The sequence below is a fragment of the Streptomyces sp. NPDC048523 genome (genome assembly GCF_043199815.1).
GTDB lineage: Bacteria > Actinomycetota > Actinomycetes > Streptomycetales > Streptomycetaceae > Streptomyces.
Map to the genome: position 1 here is coordinate 458,326 of NZ_JBICWQ010000004.1, position 16,650 is coordinate 474,975.

The following is a 16,650-nucleotide window of genomic DNA, read 5'->3' on the forward strand; positions in this document are numbered from 1 at the left end:
CGTCCCAGGGAGACGCAGGTCACATCTGGGCCTGTCACAATCCGCCGGTCCATTCGGTCATAGGTGTGTAGCCATCGACAACGGCAGAAGGAGCACACCATGGAAGCCCGGCTCAACGTCTTCGCCAGCCCGCTCGCCGGCAAGCTGCTGAAGCACTTCGCCTCCGCGGGGAAGGTGGTCACGGACTCGGGACTGCCGATGACGACCCAGGAACTGGTGAAGATCCGCGCGAGCCAGATCAACGGCTGCGGGTTCTGCCTCGACATGCACACCAAGGAGGCCGCCGCCGCGGGCGAGACCGCGCAGCGTCTTCACATGGTCGCCGCGTGGCGTGAGGCCAAGGTCTTCACCGAGGCCGAGCGGGCCGCGCTGGAGCTGGCTGAGCACGGCACCCGCCTCGCCGACGGGACCGGCGTCTCGGACGAGGTCTGGGAGAACGCCGCCAAGCACTACGACGAGGACCAACTCCTCGCCCTGGTCTCCCTGATCGCCGTCATCAACGCCTTCAACCGGCTGAACGTCCTGACCCAGCAGCCGGCCGGCGACTACGTGGTCGGTCAGTTCGGCTGAGCCTGAGGACCTGAAGCTGAGGACCTCAAGCTGATGACCTCAAGCTGAGGACCTGAACTTGACGGCCGGGTGACCGGCCCGGGGGCTGCAGACCCCGGGCCCGACCTCACCACCTCAACCGGCGAGCGGGTAGTGACAGGCCACCTGACGGCCGGAGGCGTTCGCCGTGAGCCGCGGGCGTTCCACCGCACACAGACCCTTGGCGTACGGACAGCGCGTGCGGAAAGGGCACCCCGTCGGCTTGTCCGCGGGACTGGGCACCTCACCGGTCAGCACGATGCGCTCCCGGCGCGGCCCGTCCTCCGCGAACGCCCCGTCGTCGATGTCCGGTACCGCCGACAGCAGGGCCTGCGTGTACGGATGAGCCGGGTCCGAGAACAGCTCCTCCGTGCGGGCGAGCTCGACGATCTCGCCCAGATACATGACGGCGATCCGGTCCGACACATGACGGACCACGCCGAGATCGTGCGCGATGAAGACGTACGTGAGTCCGAACTCCTCCTGGAGATCGGCGAAGAGGTTCAGCACCTGCGCCTGGATCGACACATCCAGCGCGGACACCGGCTCGTCGGCCACGATCAGCTTCGGATTCGTCGCCAAGGCGCGGGCGATACCGATCCGTTGGCGCTGACCGCCGGAGAACTCGTGCGGGTAGCGGTCCAGATGGGCCGCCGCCAGTCCTACGACGTCGAAGAGCTCCCGGACCCTGCGGCGGACCGCCGACGCGTTGCCGTACCGGTGCACCAGCAGCGGTTCGGCCACGATGTCCCCGGCACGACGCCGGGGGTTGAGCGAGGCCTGCGGGTCCTGGAAGACCAGTTGCATGCCCGGCCGTACCGGACGCAGCCGTCGCGCGGACAGTGTCGAGATGTCCTGCCCGTCGAACTCGACACGCCCACCGGTGAGTTCGGTGAGCCGGACCAGGCACCGGCCCAGCGTGGACTTGCCGCAGCCGGACTCCCCGACGACGCCGAGGGTCTCACCGCCGCGCACCGCCAGGGAGACGCCGTCCACGGCACGCAGCACCTGACGCCTTCCGCGCACGGGGTAGTGCTTGGTGACGTCCGTGGCCCTCAGGAGGACCTCTCCGGCGGGCGGTGCGTCCGTGTCCACCGCCACGATGTCCTGTGCCGTCACGACGCCGCCTCCGTGTCTCTCGCGCTCACTCTCAGGCCGGCCCGGTCGCCGGACGGCAGCCAGCAGGCGTCGAGATGGGTGTCACCAGACAGAACGGGCCGCTCGTCGCAGAGGTCGTGCCGCAGCCGGCAACGCGGCGCGAACGCGCACCCCTCCGGAACCCCACCCGGTGCGACCGGCACCCCCGCGATGGTGGGCAGCCGCCGGAGCCGGGGACCGCCCACCCGGGGCACCGAGTCGAGCAGACCCCAGGTGTACGGGTGCCGCGGACCGTGGAACACCGCCCGCCGCGGGCCCTCCTCGGCCGCCCGGCCGCCGTACATGACCAGGACCCGGTCGGCGATCTGGGAGACCACGCCCATGTCGTGGGTGATGAGCACCATCGCGGAGCCCCCTGCGTTGAGGTCCCGCATCAGATCGAGGATCTGCGCCTGGACGGTGACGTCCAGTGCCGTCGTCGGTTCGTCGGCGATCAGTAGTGAGGGGCTGCAGGAGAGCGCCATCGCGATGACCGCGCGCTGACGCATGCCGCCGGAGAACTCGTGCGGATAGGCGTCCACCCGCGAGGCCGCGTCGGGGATGCCGACGTCCGAGAGCAGCCGGACGGCACGCGCGTGTGCCTCCTTGCGGGAGACCTGTTCGTGCGCCCGGATCGCCTCGGCGATCTGCCAGCCCACGGTGTACACCGGGGTCAGGGCGGTCATCGGGTCCTGGAAGACCATCGCGATCTCCCGGCCGCGCACCGCCCGCATCTCCTTGTCGGGCAGGGCGAGCAAGTCACGGCCACGGAAGCGGACGTCACCCGACACGCTCACGTTCGGGTTGGTCAGCAGCCGCAGCACGGCGAGCATCGACACGCTCTTGCCGGAGCCCGACTCGCCCACCACGCCCAGGACTTCGCCGGGAGCGACCGTGAAGGAGAGACCGTCGACGGCGGTGACGAGACCCTGGCGGGTGCGGAAGCGTACGCGCAGGTCACGTACGTCCAGCAGTGGTTCAGGCATGGCGGGCCCTCGGATCGAGTCGCGCGTACAGGATGTCCACCAGGGCGTTGGCGAGGACCACGAAGAACGCCGCGTACAGCACCGTGCCCATGATCACGGGCAGGTCCAGGTTCTGCAGGGCGTCGAAGGTGAGCTTGCCGATGCCGGGCAGGCCGAAGACCACCTCGGTGAGGAGCGCGGCCCCGCCGACGAGCGCGCCGAAGTCCAGGCCGAACAGCGACACGATCGGGATCAGCGAGCAGCGCAGGGCGTGCCGGAGCAGGATCCGCCGCTCGGACAGCCCCTTGGCGCGGGCCGTACGGACGTAGTCCTCGTTCAGCGCGGTGACGACCTCGCCGCGCAGCAGCCGGGCGTAGATCCCGGCGTACAGCAGGGCGAGCGTCAGCCAGGGGAAGAGCATGTGCAGCGCCCACTGTCCGGGGTCCTGGCCGAGACCGACGTAGCCGGGCGGGGGCACCCAGGAGAAGAGCGAGTCGTGCAGCTGCTTCTGGGTGAGGAGGTTGACGACCTCGCCGAGCCAGTAGGCCGGGAGCGAGACGCCGACCACGCCCACCAGCATGATCAGCGGGTCGGCGGCCCGGCCGCGCAGGGTCGCCGCGGCCGTGCCCATGAGGATGCCGGCCGTCATCCAGATCAGGGCCGCGCCGATGACCAACGACAGGGTCACGGGGGTGGCCTGGATGATCTGCGGGATGACCCGGGAGCCGCGGTTGACGAACGACTCCAGATCCCGGTCGACCAGCAGGTGACGCATCATCAGCAGATAGCGGACCGGCATCGGCCGGTCCAGGCCGAAGGAGTGCCGCACCTGGGCGAGGGTGGCCGGGTCGGCGTTGCGGCCCGCGATGCGTGCCGCCGGGTCGACTCCCGGGGTGGCGAAGAAGATCAGGAACACCAGCACGCTGATCGCGAACATCACCAGCAGGGCCGAGCCGAAGCGCTTGAGGGCGAAGACGAGCATGGTCACACCCCTCCGCGCAGCCGGGCGCTCGGGTCGAGCGCGTCGCGCACCCCGTCGCCGAGGACGTTGAGCGCGGCCGTGGTCAGGGCGATCAGCAGACCGGGCGCGATGGTCACGGCGGGCCGGGTGTAGAGGAGCCCCAGGCCGTCCTCGATGATCGTGCCCCAGCTGGCGTCGGGTGGCTGGACGCCGACGGACAGGAAGGACAGCGCCGACTCGGTGAGCATGGCGAGCGCGGTCATCAGCGGGACGAACACGATCGCCGTCGGCACCACGTTCGGCAGCACCTCCCGGCGCAGGATGCGCCGGGTGGGCGCGCCGGAGCCGACGGCCGCCTGGATGTACTCCTTGTTGCGCAGCACCAGCACCTGACCGCGCAACGGCCGTGCGATGTACGGCACATAGATCGCCGCGATGATCGTGACGGGCAGCCAGAGACTTCCCGCGTCGACGGTGACGGGGCCCAGCTTCAGACCGTTGGTGAGCAGCACCACCGACAGACAGATGGCCAGCAGATACACCGGGAACGCCCAGACGACGTCCAGGACCCGCGAGATGACGGCGTCCACGACCCCGCCCGCGTACCCGGCGACGACCCCCACGGCCGTACCCACGACGCAGGTCAGCAGCGCCGCCGTGAACCCGATGAACAGGCTCGTACGGCCGCCGTACAGCAGCCGGGCCAGCACGTCCCGGCCCTGGTTGTCGGCGCCGAGGAAGTAGTGGGAGGGGTCCCAGGTCGGGCCGATCGGGGTGACACCGAGGCCGAGGCCGGTGCTGCTCGGAGTGAGCACCGGCACGGTCTTTCCGTCCACGACCGTGGTGCCGGAGACATGGGACTGGAAGGGGTCCGTGTGGGCGATGTGGTCCGCGTAGAGCGGGGCGCACAGGCTCGCCAGCACGACGAGGAGCAGCACCGCGGCGGCGGCCAGGGCCGTCCTGTTGTGCAGCAGGTCGCCGGCGGCGGTCCGCCAGGGGCCCGGCGAGCGCCGGGCCCCTGGCGACGGGGAGAGGGTCACTTCACCCACAACTGCCCGACCAGCATGTAGAACTGCTTGCTGAACCGGTAGTTGCCGACCCGCGTCGACGTGAAGTCGATCAGCTTCGGGTTGATCAGCGGTACCACCGGCGACTGGCCCATGACCGTCTGGTCGATCGCGCCCCACTGCCTGTCGGCACCCGCCTTGTCGGTCTGCGAGGTCTTCAGCGCCGCCTGCATCTTCGCGTCGACGCCCTTGTCGCAGAACCCCGAGATGTTGATGCTGGAATCGCTGCCCGGGTGGTAACTCGCGCAGGAGAGCAGCACGTTGAGGAAGTCGGAGGCCGCGGGATAGTCCTGGTACCAGGACGTCAGGGCGAGTTGCACCTTGTTCTTGGTGTTCTGGATGTAGGTGAACTGGATGTTCCCCGACAGCGGCTTGAGGGTCGCCTTGTAGCCGAGCTGGGTGAGCAGGCTCTGCAGGTACTGCCCGATCGACTTGTTGACGTCGTCGTCCTGGACGACGATGCCGACCTCCTGCCCCGCGGTGCCGGACTGCTTGACCAGCGCCTTGGCCTTGGCGAGGTCGGCGGCCTTCCAGGTCGTACCGCCGCCCTTGGTGTAGGCACACGATTCGATGTGCCCGGGGAAGCCGGGCGGCAGGACCGTGCACGCGGGAGAGGCGAGGTTGGTGCCGCCGTACAGCCGCACCACGGCGGACCGGTCCACGGCCCAGTTGATCGCCTGACGCGCCGACTTGTTGTTGAACGGAGCAATGTTGACGTTGAGCGTCGCGTACCAGAACGCCGTCAGCGGGTTCACATGCGCCTGCGAGGCGTACTTGGTGCCGATCTCGTTGAGACGGTCGGCGGGCGGCGCGTCGTACATCCAGTCCGCCTGGCCGTTCTCGATGGCGGTCACCTCGGACTCGACGGTCTGGCCGAAGGTGTAGTCGATGGCGTCGGGGTAACCCTGCGGCTCCGCCTGACGCGACCACTCCTTGAAGTGGGGGTTGCGGACCAGCTTGAGCGCCCGGTTGGGGTCGTACGACGCCGCCATGTACGGCCCGGTCGACGGCAGCGGCCTGGTCCCGGCGTCCTTCGTCGGCGAGTCCTTCGGTACGACGACGGCGTGCGGGACGGCCAGCTTGTACTCGAACTCGGGATCCGCGGCCGTCAGGTTGATGGTGACCGTGCTGGCCTTGGCGTCACCGATCACGCCCTTGGACAGGGTGCAGGACGCCGGCGTCTTCAGACAGGCGTCGGCGCCGACGATGCCGTTGTAGAAGGTTCCCGCGGTGGGGCTGGAGACCTTGAAGATGCGCTGGAAGGACGCCACCACGTCGTCGGTGGTCAGGGCCTTGCCGTTGGAGAAGGTGACGCCCTTGCGGAGGGTGAAGGTGTAGGTCTTGCCGCCGTTCGTCACCTTCGGCATGGCCGTGGCCAGGTCGGGGACCACGGTGAAGGACTCCTGCCCATCGACCTTCTTGAAGGCGAGCAGCCCGTCGTACATCGACTGGAACAACTGCCAGTACTGGAGCGTGTAGTTGACCTGCGGGTCGAAGCTGCCCGCGGCCGCGTGGGCGACGAGCTTCAGGGTGCCGCCCTTGTGCTGGGCCTGGAAGGCGGAGGACCCGGAGGTGGATGTGCTCGGGCCGGAGGAGGAGCCCGGGTCGGAGGAGGACGAACAGGCGGCCGCGGTGAGCGTGAGGGCTACGGTGGCGGCGGCGAGCGCGCCCCGTCTGGAGGTGCGGGACATGGCTGGGAACTCCCGGGTCGGTCAGTCGGTGGAGTCGAGGAACTCGCCGACGACCCGGAGGTAGAGGTCCTCCTCCTCGACGTGCGGCATGTGGCTCGAATGCTCGAACATGTGCCAGCGCACATCGGGGATGCGGTCGGCGAAGGGACGGAGCGTCTCGGGAGTCGCCTCGTCGAAGCGCCCGGACACCAGCAGGGTCGGCACCTCGACCAGGTGGAGCCGGTCGATGACCGACCAGTCCTTGAGGGTGCCGACGACATGGAACTCGTTCGGGCCGTTCATCGTGTGGTACACGGTCGGATCGGCCGCGATGTTGTCCCAAGTGGCCTGCACCTCGGGTGGGTTGGGTGTCAGACGGCACACATGACGCTCGTTGAAGACCTGTTCGGCCGCCCGGTAGTCGGGGTGGTCCGTGGTCCCGGCCGCCTCGTGGGCGTGCAGGGTGTGCTGGACCTCCTCGGGGAGCTCGGCGCGCAGTTCGGCGGCCGCCTTGAGCCACAGCTGCATGGACGCCGGGGAGTTGGCGATGACCAGTCCCCGCAGCCCGGGCGGGCGGCGTACCGCGTGCTCGGCGGCGAGCATGCCGCCCCAGGACTGGCCCAGGATGTGGTAGCCGTCGGCGACGCCCAACTTGCCGAGCAGGTTGTCGAGTTCGTCGAGGAAGAGCTGGACGGTCCAGAAGTCGGCGCCCCTGCCGGGCAGATGGGTGGAGAACCCGGTGCCGAGCTGGTCGTAGTGGATCACGGGGCGGCCCTGCTCGGAGATGCCCGCGATGCTGAGCGTGTAGTGGTGGCCGGCGCCGGGCCCGCCGTGCAGGACCACCAGGGGTGTCCTGCCCGGTTCGCCCGTGATCCGGTACCAGGTGGAATGGCCGTTGAAGTCGACGGTTCCGGTGTGGTTCGGTTCGGGGATCGCCACGCGGAAGCCTCCCAGACCGGTCGGAACCAGCCGACCGCTGTCTGCAAATCGTTGGGGTGTGACGGATGGATGCGATAGTGAGCGGGCAAAAGGTCAGTCCACAAGACCTTTTAACGGGGTGAGGGCAAGAAGTAACAGCGGGTTCACGTGGCCCGCGCGCGTTTACAGGAACGGCGACTCGCAGGAGGACAACTGACATCCGCACCTGAACCCGCTGACGAGTTCTCTCGCGTTCTCGACCGTGTCCTTCGCGGCGACAGTCCGTCGTCCTCGCTGCGTCCGGTCCGGGTGAACTCGGCGGTCGACGAGGTCGCCGACCGGCTGCTCACCGCGATCGCCGTCGGAGACTTCCTGCCCGGCGAGCGGCTGCCCGCCGAACGCGAGCTCACCGCACTGCTGCACGTCAGCCGCCCCACCGTGCGCGAGGCGGTCGCACGCCTCCAGGCCCTGGGCGTCATCGAGATCCGCCGGGGCCGCAACGGCGGAGCCTTCGTCCGCGACAGCTGGACCGAGTCCTCCGGCGCCGCGGTCCGCCGTACGCTGCTGCCCCGCTGGGAGGAGTTCGAGCAACTCTTCGACCTGCGCGGGCTGGTGGAGGGCATGGTGGCCGCGACGGCCGCCCGGCGCCGGCGCCCCGAGGACCTGGAGCCGATGCGCGTGGCCCTGACGGCGCATCTCTCCGCCGCCACACCCCGTGAGGAGCAGGCCGCCGACAGCGCGTTCCACCGGGCTGTCTGCGCGGCCACCCACAATCCGCAGATCGACCGGCTCAGCAGGGACCTGCTGACCAGGGTCAGTCTGGGCTTCCCGGTCGAACCCTGGGGGCAAGGCGAGCGCTCCCACCATGAACGGGCCGGTCACGGGCACACGGCGCTCTACGAGGCCGTCGCGGCGGGCGAGCCGGAGCGCGCCGAGGGGATAGCCCGGGAGCACTTCATGATCAGCGCCGACATGATCCGGGAGGTCCTGGCCCGGGTACGGGCGGCCGAACCTTCCTGACCTGGGCTACACCTCCCGGTGATCGATCCCCAGCAGACTCGCCGCGGCCCCGAAATCGGCGCCGTGGTGACCCACCGCCAGCGACCAGTGGTGCCCGACCCCCGTCGCGCTCCACGCGTCCACCCATTCACCGGGGTCCCGGCCGAAGTCGACCCTGCTGGTGGTGTTGCCGATCTCCAGCAGCGGCCCGGGGACGACCGTGCCCTCGGAGGTGATGAACGACAGGCTGCCGTCGGCGTCCTGGCCGAGGCCCAGCAGGGTCACCGGGCCGTGCCGGACGTCGAACTCCACGCTGACACCCCAGCCGCGCTTGCCGTGATAGACACCGAGGCCGCGCAGCAGCGGGTCCCGGGCGCTCAGCGCGAGGTGGGCGGGTCCGTCATGGCCCATCTCCACCACCCCGTCCTCGAAGTTCAGCGCCTGGATCTCCGTGAAGGAGCCCCCGGCACCGACGCTCTGCGAGGCCAACTGGGCCAGACTCGTGCGCAGTTCGAACTCGCCGGCCGCGGGCACACCCCGGGCGGTGAGCAGCGAGGCACCCAGGATCATGCCCGCGCCCAGCCGCTCGTGCTGCTCGCCGTCGAGCCCCCGGTGGTAGTACGCGAGGGTGTCGAGGCCGAAGTCCTCCACCAGCCGGTCGAGAGCCACCGACACGGTCGCGCCCCACGCGAAGTCCTCGTCGACCACGCTGTCGTCGACGGTGAAGATGCGCCGGGCGAGCTCCACCCGCTCCCGGGTCTGAGCCTCGGTCACCTTCTCCACCCGGTGCCGCAGATCGTCGAACTCCAGCACCTCGACGTGCGAGCCGAACGTCGCCGACAGCAGCGTCGGATCGGTCTGCACGTCGAGCATCCCGGGATACACATGCCCCATGAGTCCGTGCCGGGCGTGCCGGAGCGCGGCCCGGACGTGCGCGGCCCGCACCCACCGCTCGATGCGCCGCCACGCCGCCTCCTGCCGCAGCCAGCCCGACACCGACCGGAAGGGGATACCGGCCCGGCGGAAGACGTTGCCGACCTCCGGCACCGAGCACTGCGAGCAGTACGCCAGCCAGTCGCCGGTGTCGAAGGAGGCGTGGTCCATCCGCTCGGACGGCTGGAGGTCGACGACCAGCACCGGTGTGTGCGTGCGCTGCGCGATCGGCAGCACCATCGACGAGGTCAGATAGGTCGTCAGGAACAGCACGATCAGATCGCAGTCCACCTGCCGGAGCCGTTCGGCGGCGGCCGCGCCCTCCTGTGCGTCGGAGACGAACCCGGCGTCCGTCACCTCGGCGTCCAACTGCCCCAGCCGCTCGGCGACATAGGCCGCCGACTCCTTCAGCTGGGGCAGCAGTCCGGGGAACTGCGGCCAGTACGTGCCGAGCCCGCCGGAGACCAGCCCGATCCGCGGGCGGCGCCGGGTCACGGGCGGGAGCAACTCGCCCAGACCGGCCTCCCGTTCACCGGCGTACGTCGTGGTGGATTCGGTCGTCGCCATGGTCGGCGCTCCTTCGGATTCGGTTCAGGCCTGCGCGACCTTCAGGTCCGCCGGCGCGCTGGCGGCCGCGGACGAGCGGGGAACGAGGACACGCACGATGTAGAGACCCGCGACGGCCGACAGCGCCATGCAGCCGGTGATCACCCAGAGCAGCAGACTGGGGCTCCGGTCGAGGAGCGCGGGCGTGACGAACGCGACGCCCGCGAAGACCCCGCGTGAGACGGCGTAGGTGATCCCCTGCGTGGTGCCCCGGGTCTCCGCGGGCAGCGTCAGCTGCGACCACACCTTGTAGTTGGCCTCGCCCGCGAAGGGATAGGACAGCTGGTAGAGGATGTAGAAGACGAGGAAGCCGACGATGGCGCCCACGGTGAGCGAGGCGATCGCGAAGGCCGCGATCTGCACGACCGTGGCGATGTAGAACATCCGGTCGCGCCGCGGGCCGTCGGCGATCTTGACGAAGGCGAGCGTCAGCACCAGACCGATCGGGAGACAGGCGAGATTGATGCCGGTCGCCACGCTCTGCGAGGCCCCGCTGACGGTGACCAGCAGATACGTCGTGAACTGGCCCATGGTGTTGGCGCCCAGACCCCAGGTGACGTAGAAGGCGAAGGTCGCGAGCATCGGCACCAGAGCGGCCCGGGTCCAGACGTTCTTCAGCGCGACACCCTGCTCGGCCGGGACCTGGTCCTGCTCCGGATCCGGCCCGGTGGCCAGTTCCAGCCGGGAGCGCAGATGCCAGGTGACCAGCGCGGCCACCGCCAGATGGCCGGTGATGAGGCGGGCCCCGAGCATGCCGGTGTCCGACAGGGCGAAGCCGACGAAGACCACGACGATGATGCCCAGCATCCACATGACCTGTGTGAAGGCGATGAGCCGTCCCCGGGCGTGGTCGGGGGACGCGTCCGAGACCACGGCAAGGGACGTCGGCAGGTCGGCACCGGCCGCGAGACCGGCGAGCAGGACACCCACCAACAGGGTGATGTCGTCGGGCGCCAGCGTGATGACGATCGCCCCGACGGCGTAACAGAGGATGTCCAGGTTGTAGAGGCGGCGGCGGCCGAAGACGTCGGCGAGACGTCCGCCGACCAGGGAGCCGACCGCGATGCAGATGGTGACGATCGCGCTGATGGCGCCGGCCATCCAGACGCCCATGTCGTAGGCGTCGCGGTAGATGGCCAGGTTGACACCGATGCTGACGATGAGTGCGGCATCCAGGTAGGACGCCATGCCGGAGAGGGTCGCGACCTTCCACAGGCGCTTCTCGATGGGCGGTTCCGGCTGGTTCGGGGCAGGCGAGGTTCGGGCCATGATGCGGCTCCGTCTGGGGAGAGGGGTCCGAGCGGAGGGGGACGTCGCTGTTCTCGGCCGATGTCCAGCGACTATAGGAGGGTAAAAACGTTCCAACAAGACGTCATGCGGCCATCCGTGGAAACTACCTGACGGCCCCGCAGCTCTGGTGGGGGCCGTGGGGGTGTCCTACGGTGAGGCTGACGTAAAACGTTTTTGATCCGTGAGAGTGTCCGGGCCGTACTCGGAAGGACCCATCCGTGATCTCTCCAGCCCTGCGACAGCTGTTCGACAACCCGCCCCGGGACTTCGGCCCCACCCCGCTGTGGTGGTGGTCCGGCGCGAAGGTCACCCGTGACCGTCTGGCCTGGCAGCTGCGCCGGTTCGCGGACGGCGGCGTCCACAACCTCGTGGTGATCAACCTCGCACCGGCCGGCCCGACCTTCGGCGCCCGCACCGACGACCCGGTCTGGTTCGGCGAGGAGTGGTGGGCCCGCTTCCAGGACGCCTGCGAGATCGCCGGGGACCTGGGCACGCGCCTGTGGTTCTACGACCAGATCGGCTTCTCCGGCGCCAACGTCCAGGGCGGCATCACCCGCCGGCACCCCGAGGCGGCGGGCCGCGCCCTGCGCTCGCGCCGGGCGGTCGTCACCGGCGGCACGGTCGCGCTGAAGGGCACGGAGACACTGCTGGGCGCGTACGACGGCACGGGCGCACGCCTGTCGGTCACCGCTCCGGCGTCGGGGCGGCCCGGCCCCGCCGGCTCTGCGGGACCGCCACGGATCGAGGCCCCCGACGGCACCGAGGTACGCCTGGTCCTCGCCGTCCCCACGGCCTTCGACTATCTGAACCCCGGAGCCGTCGGTCTCCTGTTCGACGCCATCCACCACGAGTACGACCGCCGCGTACCCGACCACCTGGGCAACGTCATCGCCGGCAGCTTCCAGGACGAGCTGCCCGCCACCAACTCCTGGACCGGCCGCTTCCCCGAGGAGTTCCGCTCCCGGCGCGGCTACGACCTCCTCGACCACCTCCCCGCCCTCTTCACGGGGGACGACTCCGACCGGGCAGGCAGGATCCGCGCCGACTACTACGCCGTCCGCGCCGAACTCACCGAAGAGGCCCTCTTCCGCCCCCTCGCCGCCTGGCACGAGGAGCGCGGCCTGCTCCTGGGCTGCGACCAGAGCCACCCCGCCCGCTCCGGCTTCCCCGCCCAGTCGACGCAGCTCTACACGGACTACTTCCGCACCCACCGCTGGTACAGCGCCGCCGGCAGCGACCATCACGGCGACGCCAAGGTCCACTCCTCCATGGCCCACCTCTACGGCCACGAGCGCGTCTGGATCGAGTCGTTCCACTCCTCCGGCTGGGGCGGCACCCTGGAGGAGACCTACGACTGGCTGCTGCCGTTCCTGCGCAGCGGGGCCAACCTCTACAACCCGCACGCCAGTTACTTCGGCACCGCGGGCGGCTGGTTCGAGTGGGCGCCGCCGTCCACCGACTGGCGCCAGCCCTACTGGCGGCAGTACCCCGCCTTCTCCCGGGCCGTCGCCCGGATCTGCTCGATCCTGTCGTGGGGCACCTACAGCGCCGACGTCGCGGTTCTGCACCCCACCGCCACCATGCAGTCCCTCATCCCCCTCGACGCCCCCGTCCAGCACTTCGGCGACGGCCGCCTCGGCGAGGCCCACGCCGATGTCGACGAGACCCAGCGCCACTACCTGGAGCTGTGCGGCACCAACAACTGGCTCAGGCCCGCCGTCGGAGCCCTCGACCGCCACCGCGTCTCCTTCGACGTCATCGACGACGCCTCGATCCAGGGCGCCAAGGCCGGCGACGGGGCCCTGCGCCTCAGGGATCTGGCGTACACCGCGGTGCTGCTGCCCTCGGCGAGCGTCCTGGAGCACGAGACGGCCCGCCGGCTGGCCGAACTCCTCGACGCCGGAGGACGGGTCGTGGTCGTCGGCCGCCCTCCGACACGGGCGGCCGGGCTCGCCGGCGACGACTCCGTCGTGGCCGCGCTGCTGGAGCATCCGCGCCTGGAGCGGGTGGCCGACGCCGAGGCCGGTGCCGCGGCGGTGGCCGACCCCGCCGGATACGCGACGGGCCAGGTGCCGCTGCTCGTCAGGAGGAAGGGCGACGCGGCGGTCGCGCTGGTCACCGGGGCGTTCCCCGACGCCCGGACGCATCCGCCGGGGGACCACCACGAGATCGACCCCGCCCGCTACGCCCGCACCTCCTCCGTCACCGTGCGGGCCCCGGTCGCCGAGGCCGAGATCTGGAACCCGGCGACCGGCACCCGCCGCCCCGGACACGTCACCGTCACCGACGGCGTCTCGACCATCGAGGTGCCGCTGGAGGGCGCCCCCGCCGTCCTCGTCGTATGGCGCGAAGGCCCTCCGGCGGACGACGTACCCCCGCCGTCCGCGGGGCCGACGGAGTCCGTCGACCTGTCGACCGGCTGGGAGGGCCGTCTCGCTCCCACCATGGACAACACCTGGGGCGACCTGGCCCTGCCCGCCGGATCCGCCCTGGCCGAACCGCAGATCTGGACCATGCGGTGGACCGAGACCGAAGCCTCCTGGGAGCCGGTACGGGCCACCTACGGCAACCGGGTCCGCGTCCTGGCGCCCGTGGCCCGCGCGCAGGCGCCGGCGCCTCTGGACAGTGCCGCCGTCGAAGAAGTCCTCGCCGGGGAACGGGAGTTGGCTCCGGCGGACTGGGATGTCTCGCTGTACTCGTCGAGTCGTGGCATTCCGGACCCCGACGGTCTGCTCGGCAACAAGGGCCTGGTGCCGGAGGAGTTCGTGCGGGTTCCGGTGCCCGTGAGCGGGACGGTCGCCCGGGTCAGGGCCGTCGTGGAGACCGACCACCGCGGACCTGCCGACCTGCATGTCGGCGCGGCGGCGGTCAAACGCGTGTGGTGGAACGGCGCTTTGCTGGAAAGCGGCGGCGGCTATCTGGCGTCGGCCCGGGTGGAGGTCGGACGGGCCCGCAACGTGCTGGAGTACGAACTGTCCGACGCCCAGGACCGGCCACAGACCATCTCGGGTGCCGCCGACACCCCGCTGGGCAGCTACTTCTGTCTGTCCCGCCCGGACGGGTTCGCGCCGCGCCCGCTGTTCATGCGCCTGCCCGACGGCGTACGACCGGACGGCAGCGTGACCTACCGCGGCCGGATCACCGCCCCGGACCGGGGAGCGGCGGCGGTCCTCGTCGTGGGGGCCGCGGTGGGCGTGACCGTCCTGCTGGACGGAGCCGTCGTGGCCCGGCAGGAGAAGGTCGAGTACTACGAGTCCGACTGGGGCGCGGTCCCCGCGTTCTTCCGGCACGAACTGACGCCGACCGGCGGCGATCACGTCCTTGACCTGGTGGTCGACAGCACCGACGCGCGGGACGGGATCTACGTCGACCTCGTGGCGGGCACGACCGCCCTGGTGAGCGGCCCGGGTTGGGAAGCCCGGACGGGGGAGTGGCACGGGCGGACCGTCGAACACGAGGGCCGCTGGGGGGAGTTGCAGCACTGTGCCGCCGCGGTACGGCCCCACCCGCTGCCCGGGGCCGAGTGGCTGGCCGGCGCCCCGGTGCTCGGCTCCGCCGTACTGCCGCTGAGGTCCACCGACGAGCTCCGGGAGGCCGGGCAGCGCTTCCGGTTCACCCTGCCGGCGGGGACCGTGTCACTCGACCTGCCCCTGGAGCTTCCCGCGCGGGTGAGGATCGACGGCGGCCGCGAACTGTCCCTCGTCGAGGATGAGTTGACGCTGGACCGGCCACTCGGCAAGGCGGCCGAGTGTGAAGTCGTCACCGCCCCTACGGCCTTTCTGCGCGGTGGCTCCGCCTGGCGGGGACCCGTACGGGTGCGCACGGTACCGGCGCCCCTGCCGCTGGGGGAGTGGGGCGAGCTGGGCCTGGGCGGCTGGAGCGGGGGCGTGACCTACGCCCGGACGCTGGAGGTGCCGGCCGGGCCGGACCCGGTGCTGGATCTGGGGCGGGTGCGCGGCAGTGTCGAGGTGTGTGTCGACGGCGAGCCCGTCGGCGAGGCGTTCTGCGCGCCGTACCGCTTCGAACTGAGCGGCACCGCCGGGCGTACCGTCCGCCTCGAAGTGACCGTCCACAACACCCTGGCCCCGTACCTCGCCGAGGCCACGCCGACCGCCTGGGCCTTTCCCTCCCAGCTTCCCTCGGGACTGCTGGGGCCGGTGCGGCTAGAAAGGCGCGTCTGAGGAAGTCCGCGTGGAGTCCCGCAGGACCAGTCCCGGCGCGAACACCCTTGCCTCATGGGCGTGTTCGGCGCGGGCCTCCACCTCGTCCAGGAGCATCTCGACGGCCGCCCGGCCGAGTTCCTCGACCGGCTGGCGGACCGTCGTCAGGGGTGTGCCCACGATGCTCGCGATGTCCAGGTCGCCGTAGCCGACCACCTGTACGTCCTCCGGGACCTTCACACCGCGCTCGCCCAGCGCCCGGCACAGGCCCGCCGCGAGGAAGTCGTTGGTGCAGAACACGCCGTCGGGCAGCTCGTCGAGGCCGTGGGCGATCTCGCTGCCGTACGCCACCGTCATCTCCTCGGCGACGACCTGGCCGAGGCGGGCCTCGCGCCGGGTGCGCACGGCCTGACGGGCGCCCTGGTAGCGGTCGGCACACTGACGGATCGTGCGCTCGCCGTTCACCACGAGGATGTCGCGGGCCCCGCGGTCCAGGAGGTGCTGCACGGCGATGCGGCCGCCGGCGATGTCGTCCACGGAGACCGAACAGCCCTCCTGGGCGGGCATCGCGCGGTCCGCCAGCACCAGCGGGATGCCGCGCTCGCGCAGCCGCGACAGGCGTGTGGGGTCGGCGCTGAGCGGGACCACCACCGCGCCGACCGCCCGCTGTTCGACGAGCATCGTGAAGTAGCCCTGCTCGCGCTCCGGCGCGTCCCCGCTGTCGCACAGGACGAGGGAGTAGCCGTGTTCGTACGCCGCGTCCGCGGCGCCGCGCGCGACGCGCGAGTAGAAGGAGTTGGCCACGTCCGGCAGCACCAGGCCGATCGACGACGAGTGGCCGGTGCGCAGACCGGCGGCCCCCGGATGGGGGACGTAGTCGAGCGCGGCGACCGCGACGCGGACCCGCTCGGCAGTGCGCGCGTTGACCCGCTCGGGCCGGTTCAGGACGTTCGACACCGTGGAGACCGAGACCCCGGCGGCGGCCGCGACGTCCTGGATACGGGCGGGGCGAACCGATATGACGTCCACCCCCTCGCTGCTCCCCATGGGCGACGCAAGTCTACCCCGGTCGCGTATAAAACGTTTTCCGTCCCAGGGGCCAGGAGCGAGGCGCATCGAAAATCCGGTGAACCTGCACACCGTTCACCCCTCGGTCACGCGGAAACCGAAGAGTGGCCATGGCCGCACCGGACCGGGACCCTGCTCCTGCAAATCCTGTGAAGAAACGGGTGTGTTGGGTGACCGTGTGGCGACACCGGTGAAGGCGGCGACCGGAACGTGCCGTGAGACGCGGTCGGTTGAGTGGCCGTGTCCATGTCCGGCGTGCTTCCATCCGGTGTCCCCCCTCCTCGAGGA

Annotated in this window: 12 protein-coding genes; 3 read left to right on the top strand and 9 right to left on the bottom strand. The window is 70.6% G+C overall.

What is annotated here, in order from left to right:
• Positions 1-99 precede the first annotated feature (99 nt).
• Positions 100-570 (top strand): carboxymuconolactone decarboxylase family protein, encoded by a 471-nt coding sequence (locus ACGFWE_RS22880; RefSeq protein WP_352386410.1) that lies wholly within the window; start codon positions 100-102, stop codon positions 568-570.
• Between the two features lie 114 nt (positions 571-684).
• On the opposite strand, the gene ACGFWE_RS22885 is transcribed toward ACGFWE_RS22880, so the two are convergent.
• From ACGFWE_RS22885 to ACGFWE_RS22910, 6 genes are read right to left on the bottom strand one after another with little or no spacing between them, the layout of a single operon-like run.
• Complete coding sequence (locus tag ACGFWE_RS22885) at positions 685-1,707, bottom strand: oligopeptide/dipeptide ABC transporter ATP-binding protein (protein WP_352386408.1); 1,023 nt, start codon at positions 1,705-1,707, stop codon at positions 685-687.
• A complete protein-coding gene (locus tag ACGFWE_RS22890) occupies positions 1,704-2,711 on the bottom strand; it encodes an ABC transporter ATP-binding protein (RefSeq protein WP_352386406.1) in 1,008 nt (335 codons plus the stop codon). Before ACGFWE_RS22890 ends, ACGFWE_RS22885 begins: the two co-directional genes overlap by 4 nt.
• Positions 2,704-3,672, bottom strand: a complete 969-nt coding sequence (locus tag ACGFWE_RS22895) for an ABC transporter permease (RefSeq protein WP_393601306.1) — start codon at positions 3,670-3,672, stop codon at positions 2,704-2,706. Before ACGFWE_RS22895 ends, ACGFWE_RS22890 begins: the two co-directional genes overlap by 8 nt.
• A gap of 2 nt (positions 3,673-3,674) precedes the next feature.
• Entirely contained in the window at positions 3,675-4,691 is a 1,017-nt protein-coding gene (locus tag ACGFWE_RS22900) for an ABC transporter permease (RefSeq protein ID WP_393601308.1), read from the bottom strand.
• Complete coding sequence (locus ACGFWE_RS22905; protein ID WP_393601310.1) at positions 4,688-6,409, bottom strand: ABC transporter substrate-binding protein; 1,722 nt, start codon at positions 6,407-6,409, stop codon at positions 4,688-4,690. The genes ACGFWE_RS22900 and ACGFWE_RS22905 overlap by 4 nt, the downstream gene beginning before the upstream one ends.
• A gap of 21 nt (positions 6,410-6,430) precedes the next feature.
• Positions 6,431-7,327, bottom strand: coding sequence for a proline iminopeptidase-family hydrolase (locus tag ACGFWE_RS22910; RefSeq protein WP_352386399.1), 897 nt, complete (start codon positions 7,325-7,327; stop codon positions 6,431-6,433).
• A 288-nt stretch (positions 7,328-7,615) separates the two neighbouring features.
• Here ACGFWE_RS22910 and ACGFWE_RS22915 point away from each other — a divergent pair, with 288 nt between their 5' ends.
• Positions 7,616-8,326, top strand: coding sequence for a FadR/GntR family transcriptional regulator (locus tag ACGFWE_RS22915; RefSeq protein ID WP_393601313.1), 711 nt, complete (start codon positions 7,616-7,618; stop codon positions 8,324-8,326).
• A gap of 6 nt (positions 8,327-8,332) precedes the next feature.
• Here the strand turns inward: ACGFWE_RS22915 and ACGFWE_RS22920 are convergent, their stop codons facing one another.
• Both ACGFWE_RS22920 and ACGFWE_RS22925 read right to left on the bottom strand, forming a co-directional pair.
• Positions 8,333-9,805, bottom strand: coding sequence for an arabinose isomerase (locus tag ACGFWE_RS22920; protein ID WP_393601315.1), 1,473 nt, complete (start codon positions 9,803-9,805; stop codon positions 8,333-8,335).
• 24 nt (positions 9,806-9,829) lie between these two features.
• On the bottom strand, positions 9,830-11,113 hold the full coding sequence (locus ACGFWE_RS22925; protein WP_352386393.1) for an MFS transporter: 1,284 nt from the start codon (positions 11,111-11,113) through the stop codon (positions 9,830-9,832).
• A gap of 239 nt (positions 11,114-11,352) precedes the next feature.
• Here ACGFWE_RS22925 and ACGFWE_RS22930 point away from each other — a divergent pair, with 239 nt between their 5' ends.
• Positions 11,353-15,315, top strand: a complete 3,963-nt coding sequence (locus tag ACGFWE_RS22930) for a glycosyl hydrolase (RefSeq protein ID WP_393601317.1) — start codon at positions 11,353-11,355, stop codon at positions 15,313-15,315.
• Here ACGFWE_RS22930 and ACGFWE_RS22935 read toward each other — a convergent pair.
• Positions 15,298-16,323, bottom strand: a complete 1,026-nt coding sequence (locus ACGFWE_RS22935) for a LacI family DNA-binding transcriptional regulator (RefSeq protein WP_393601970.1) — start codon at positions 16,321-16,323, stop codon at positions 15,298-15,300. The genes ACGFWE_RS22930 and ACGFWE_RS22935 overlap by 18 nt on opposite strands.
• Positions 16,324-16,650: the final 327 nt, after the last annotated feature.

Bases quoted from the DNA above. Each gene is read 5' to 3' on its own strand.
- ACGFWE_RS22880 (WP_352386410.1), top strand. From the start codon at position 100: ATGGAAGCCCGGCTCAACGTCTTCGCCAGCCCGCTCGCCGGCAAGCTG.
- ACGFWE_RS22890 (WP_352386406.1), bottom strand. From the start codon at position 2,711: ATGCCTGAACCACTGCTGGACGTACGTGACCTGCGCGTACGCTTCCGC.
- ACGFWE_RS22895 (WP_393601306.1), bottom strand. From the start codon at position 3,672: ATGCTCGTCTTCGCCCTCAAGCGCTTCGGCTCGGCCCTGCTGGTGATG.
- ACGFWE_RS22905 (WP_393601310.1), bottom strand. From the start codon at position 6,409: ATGTCCCGCACCTCCAGACGGGGCGCGCTCGCCGCCGCCACCGTAGCC.
- ACGFWE_RS22920 (WP_393601315.1), bottom strand. From the start codon at position 9,805: ATGGCGACGACCGAATCCACCACGACGTACGCCGGTGAACGGGAGGCC.
- ACGFWE_RS22925 (WP_352386393.1), bottom strand. From the start codon at position 11,113: ATGGCCCGAACCTCGCCTGCCCCGAACCAGCCGGAACCGCCCATCGAG.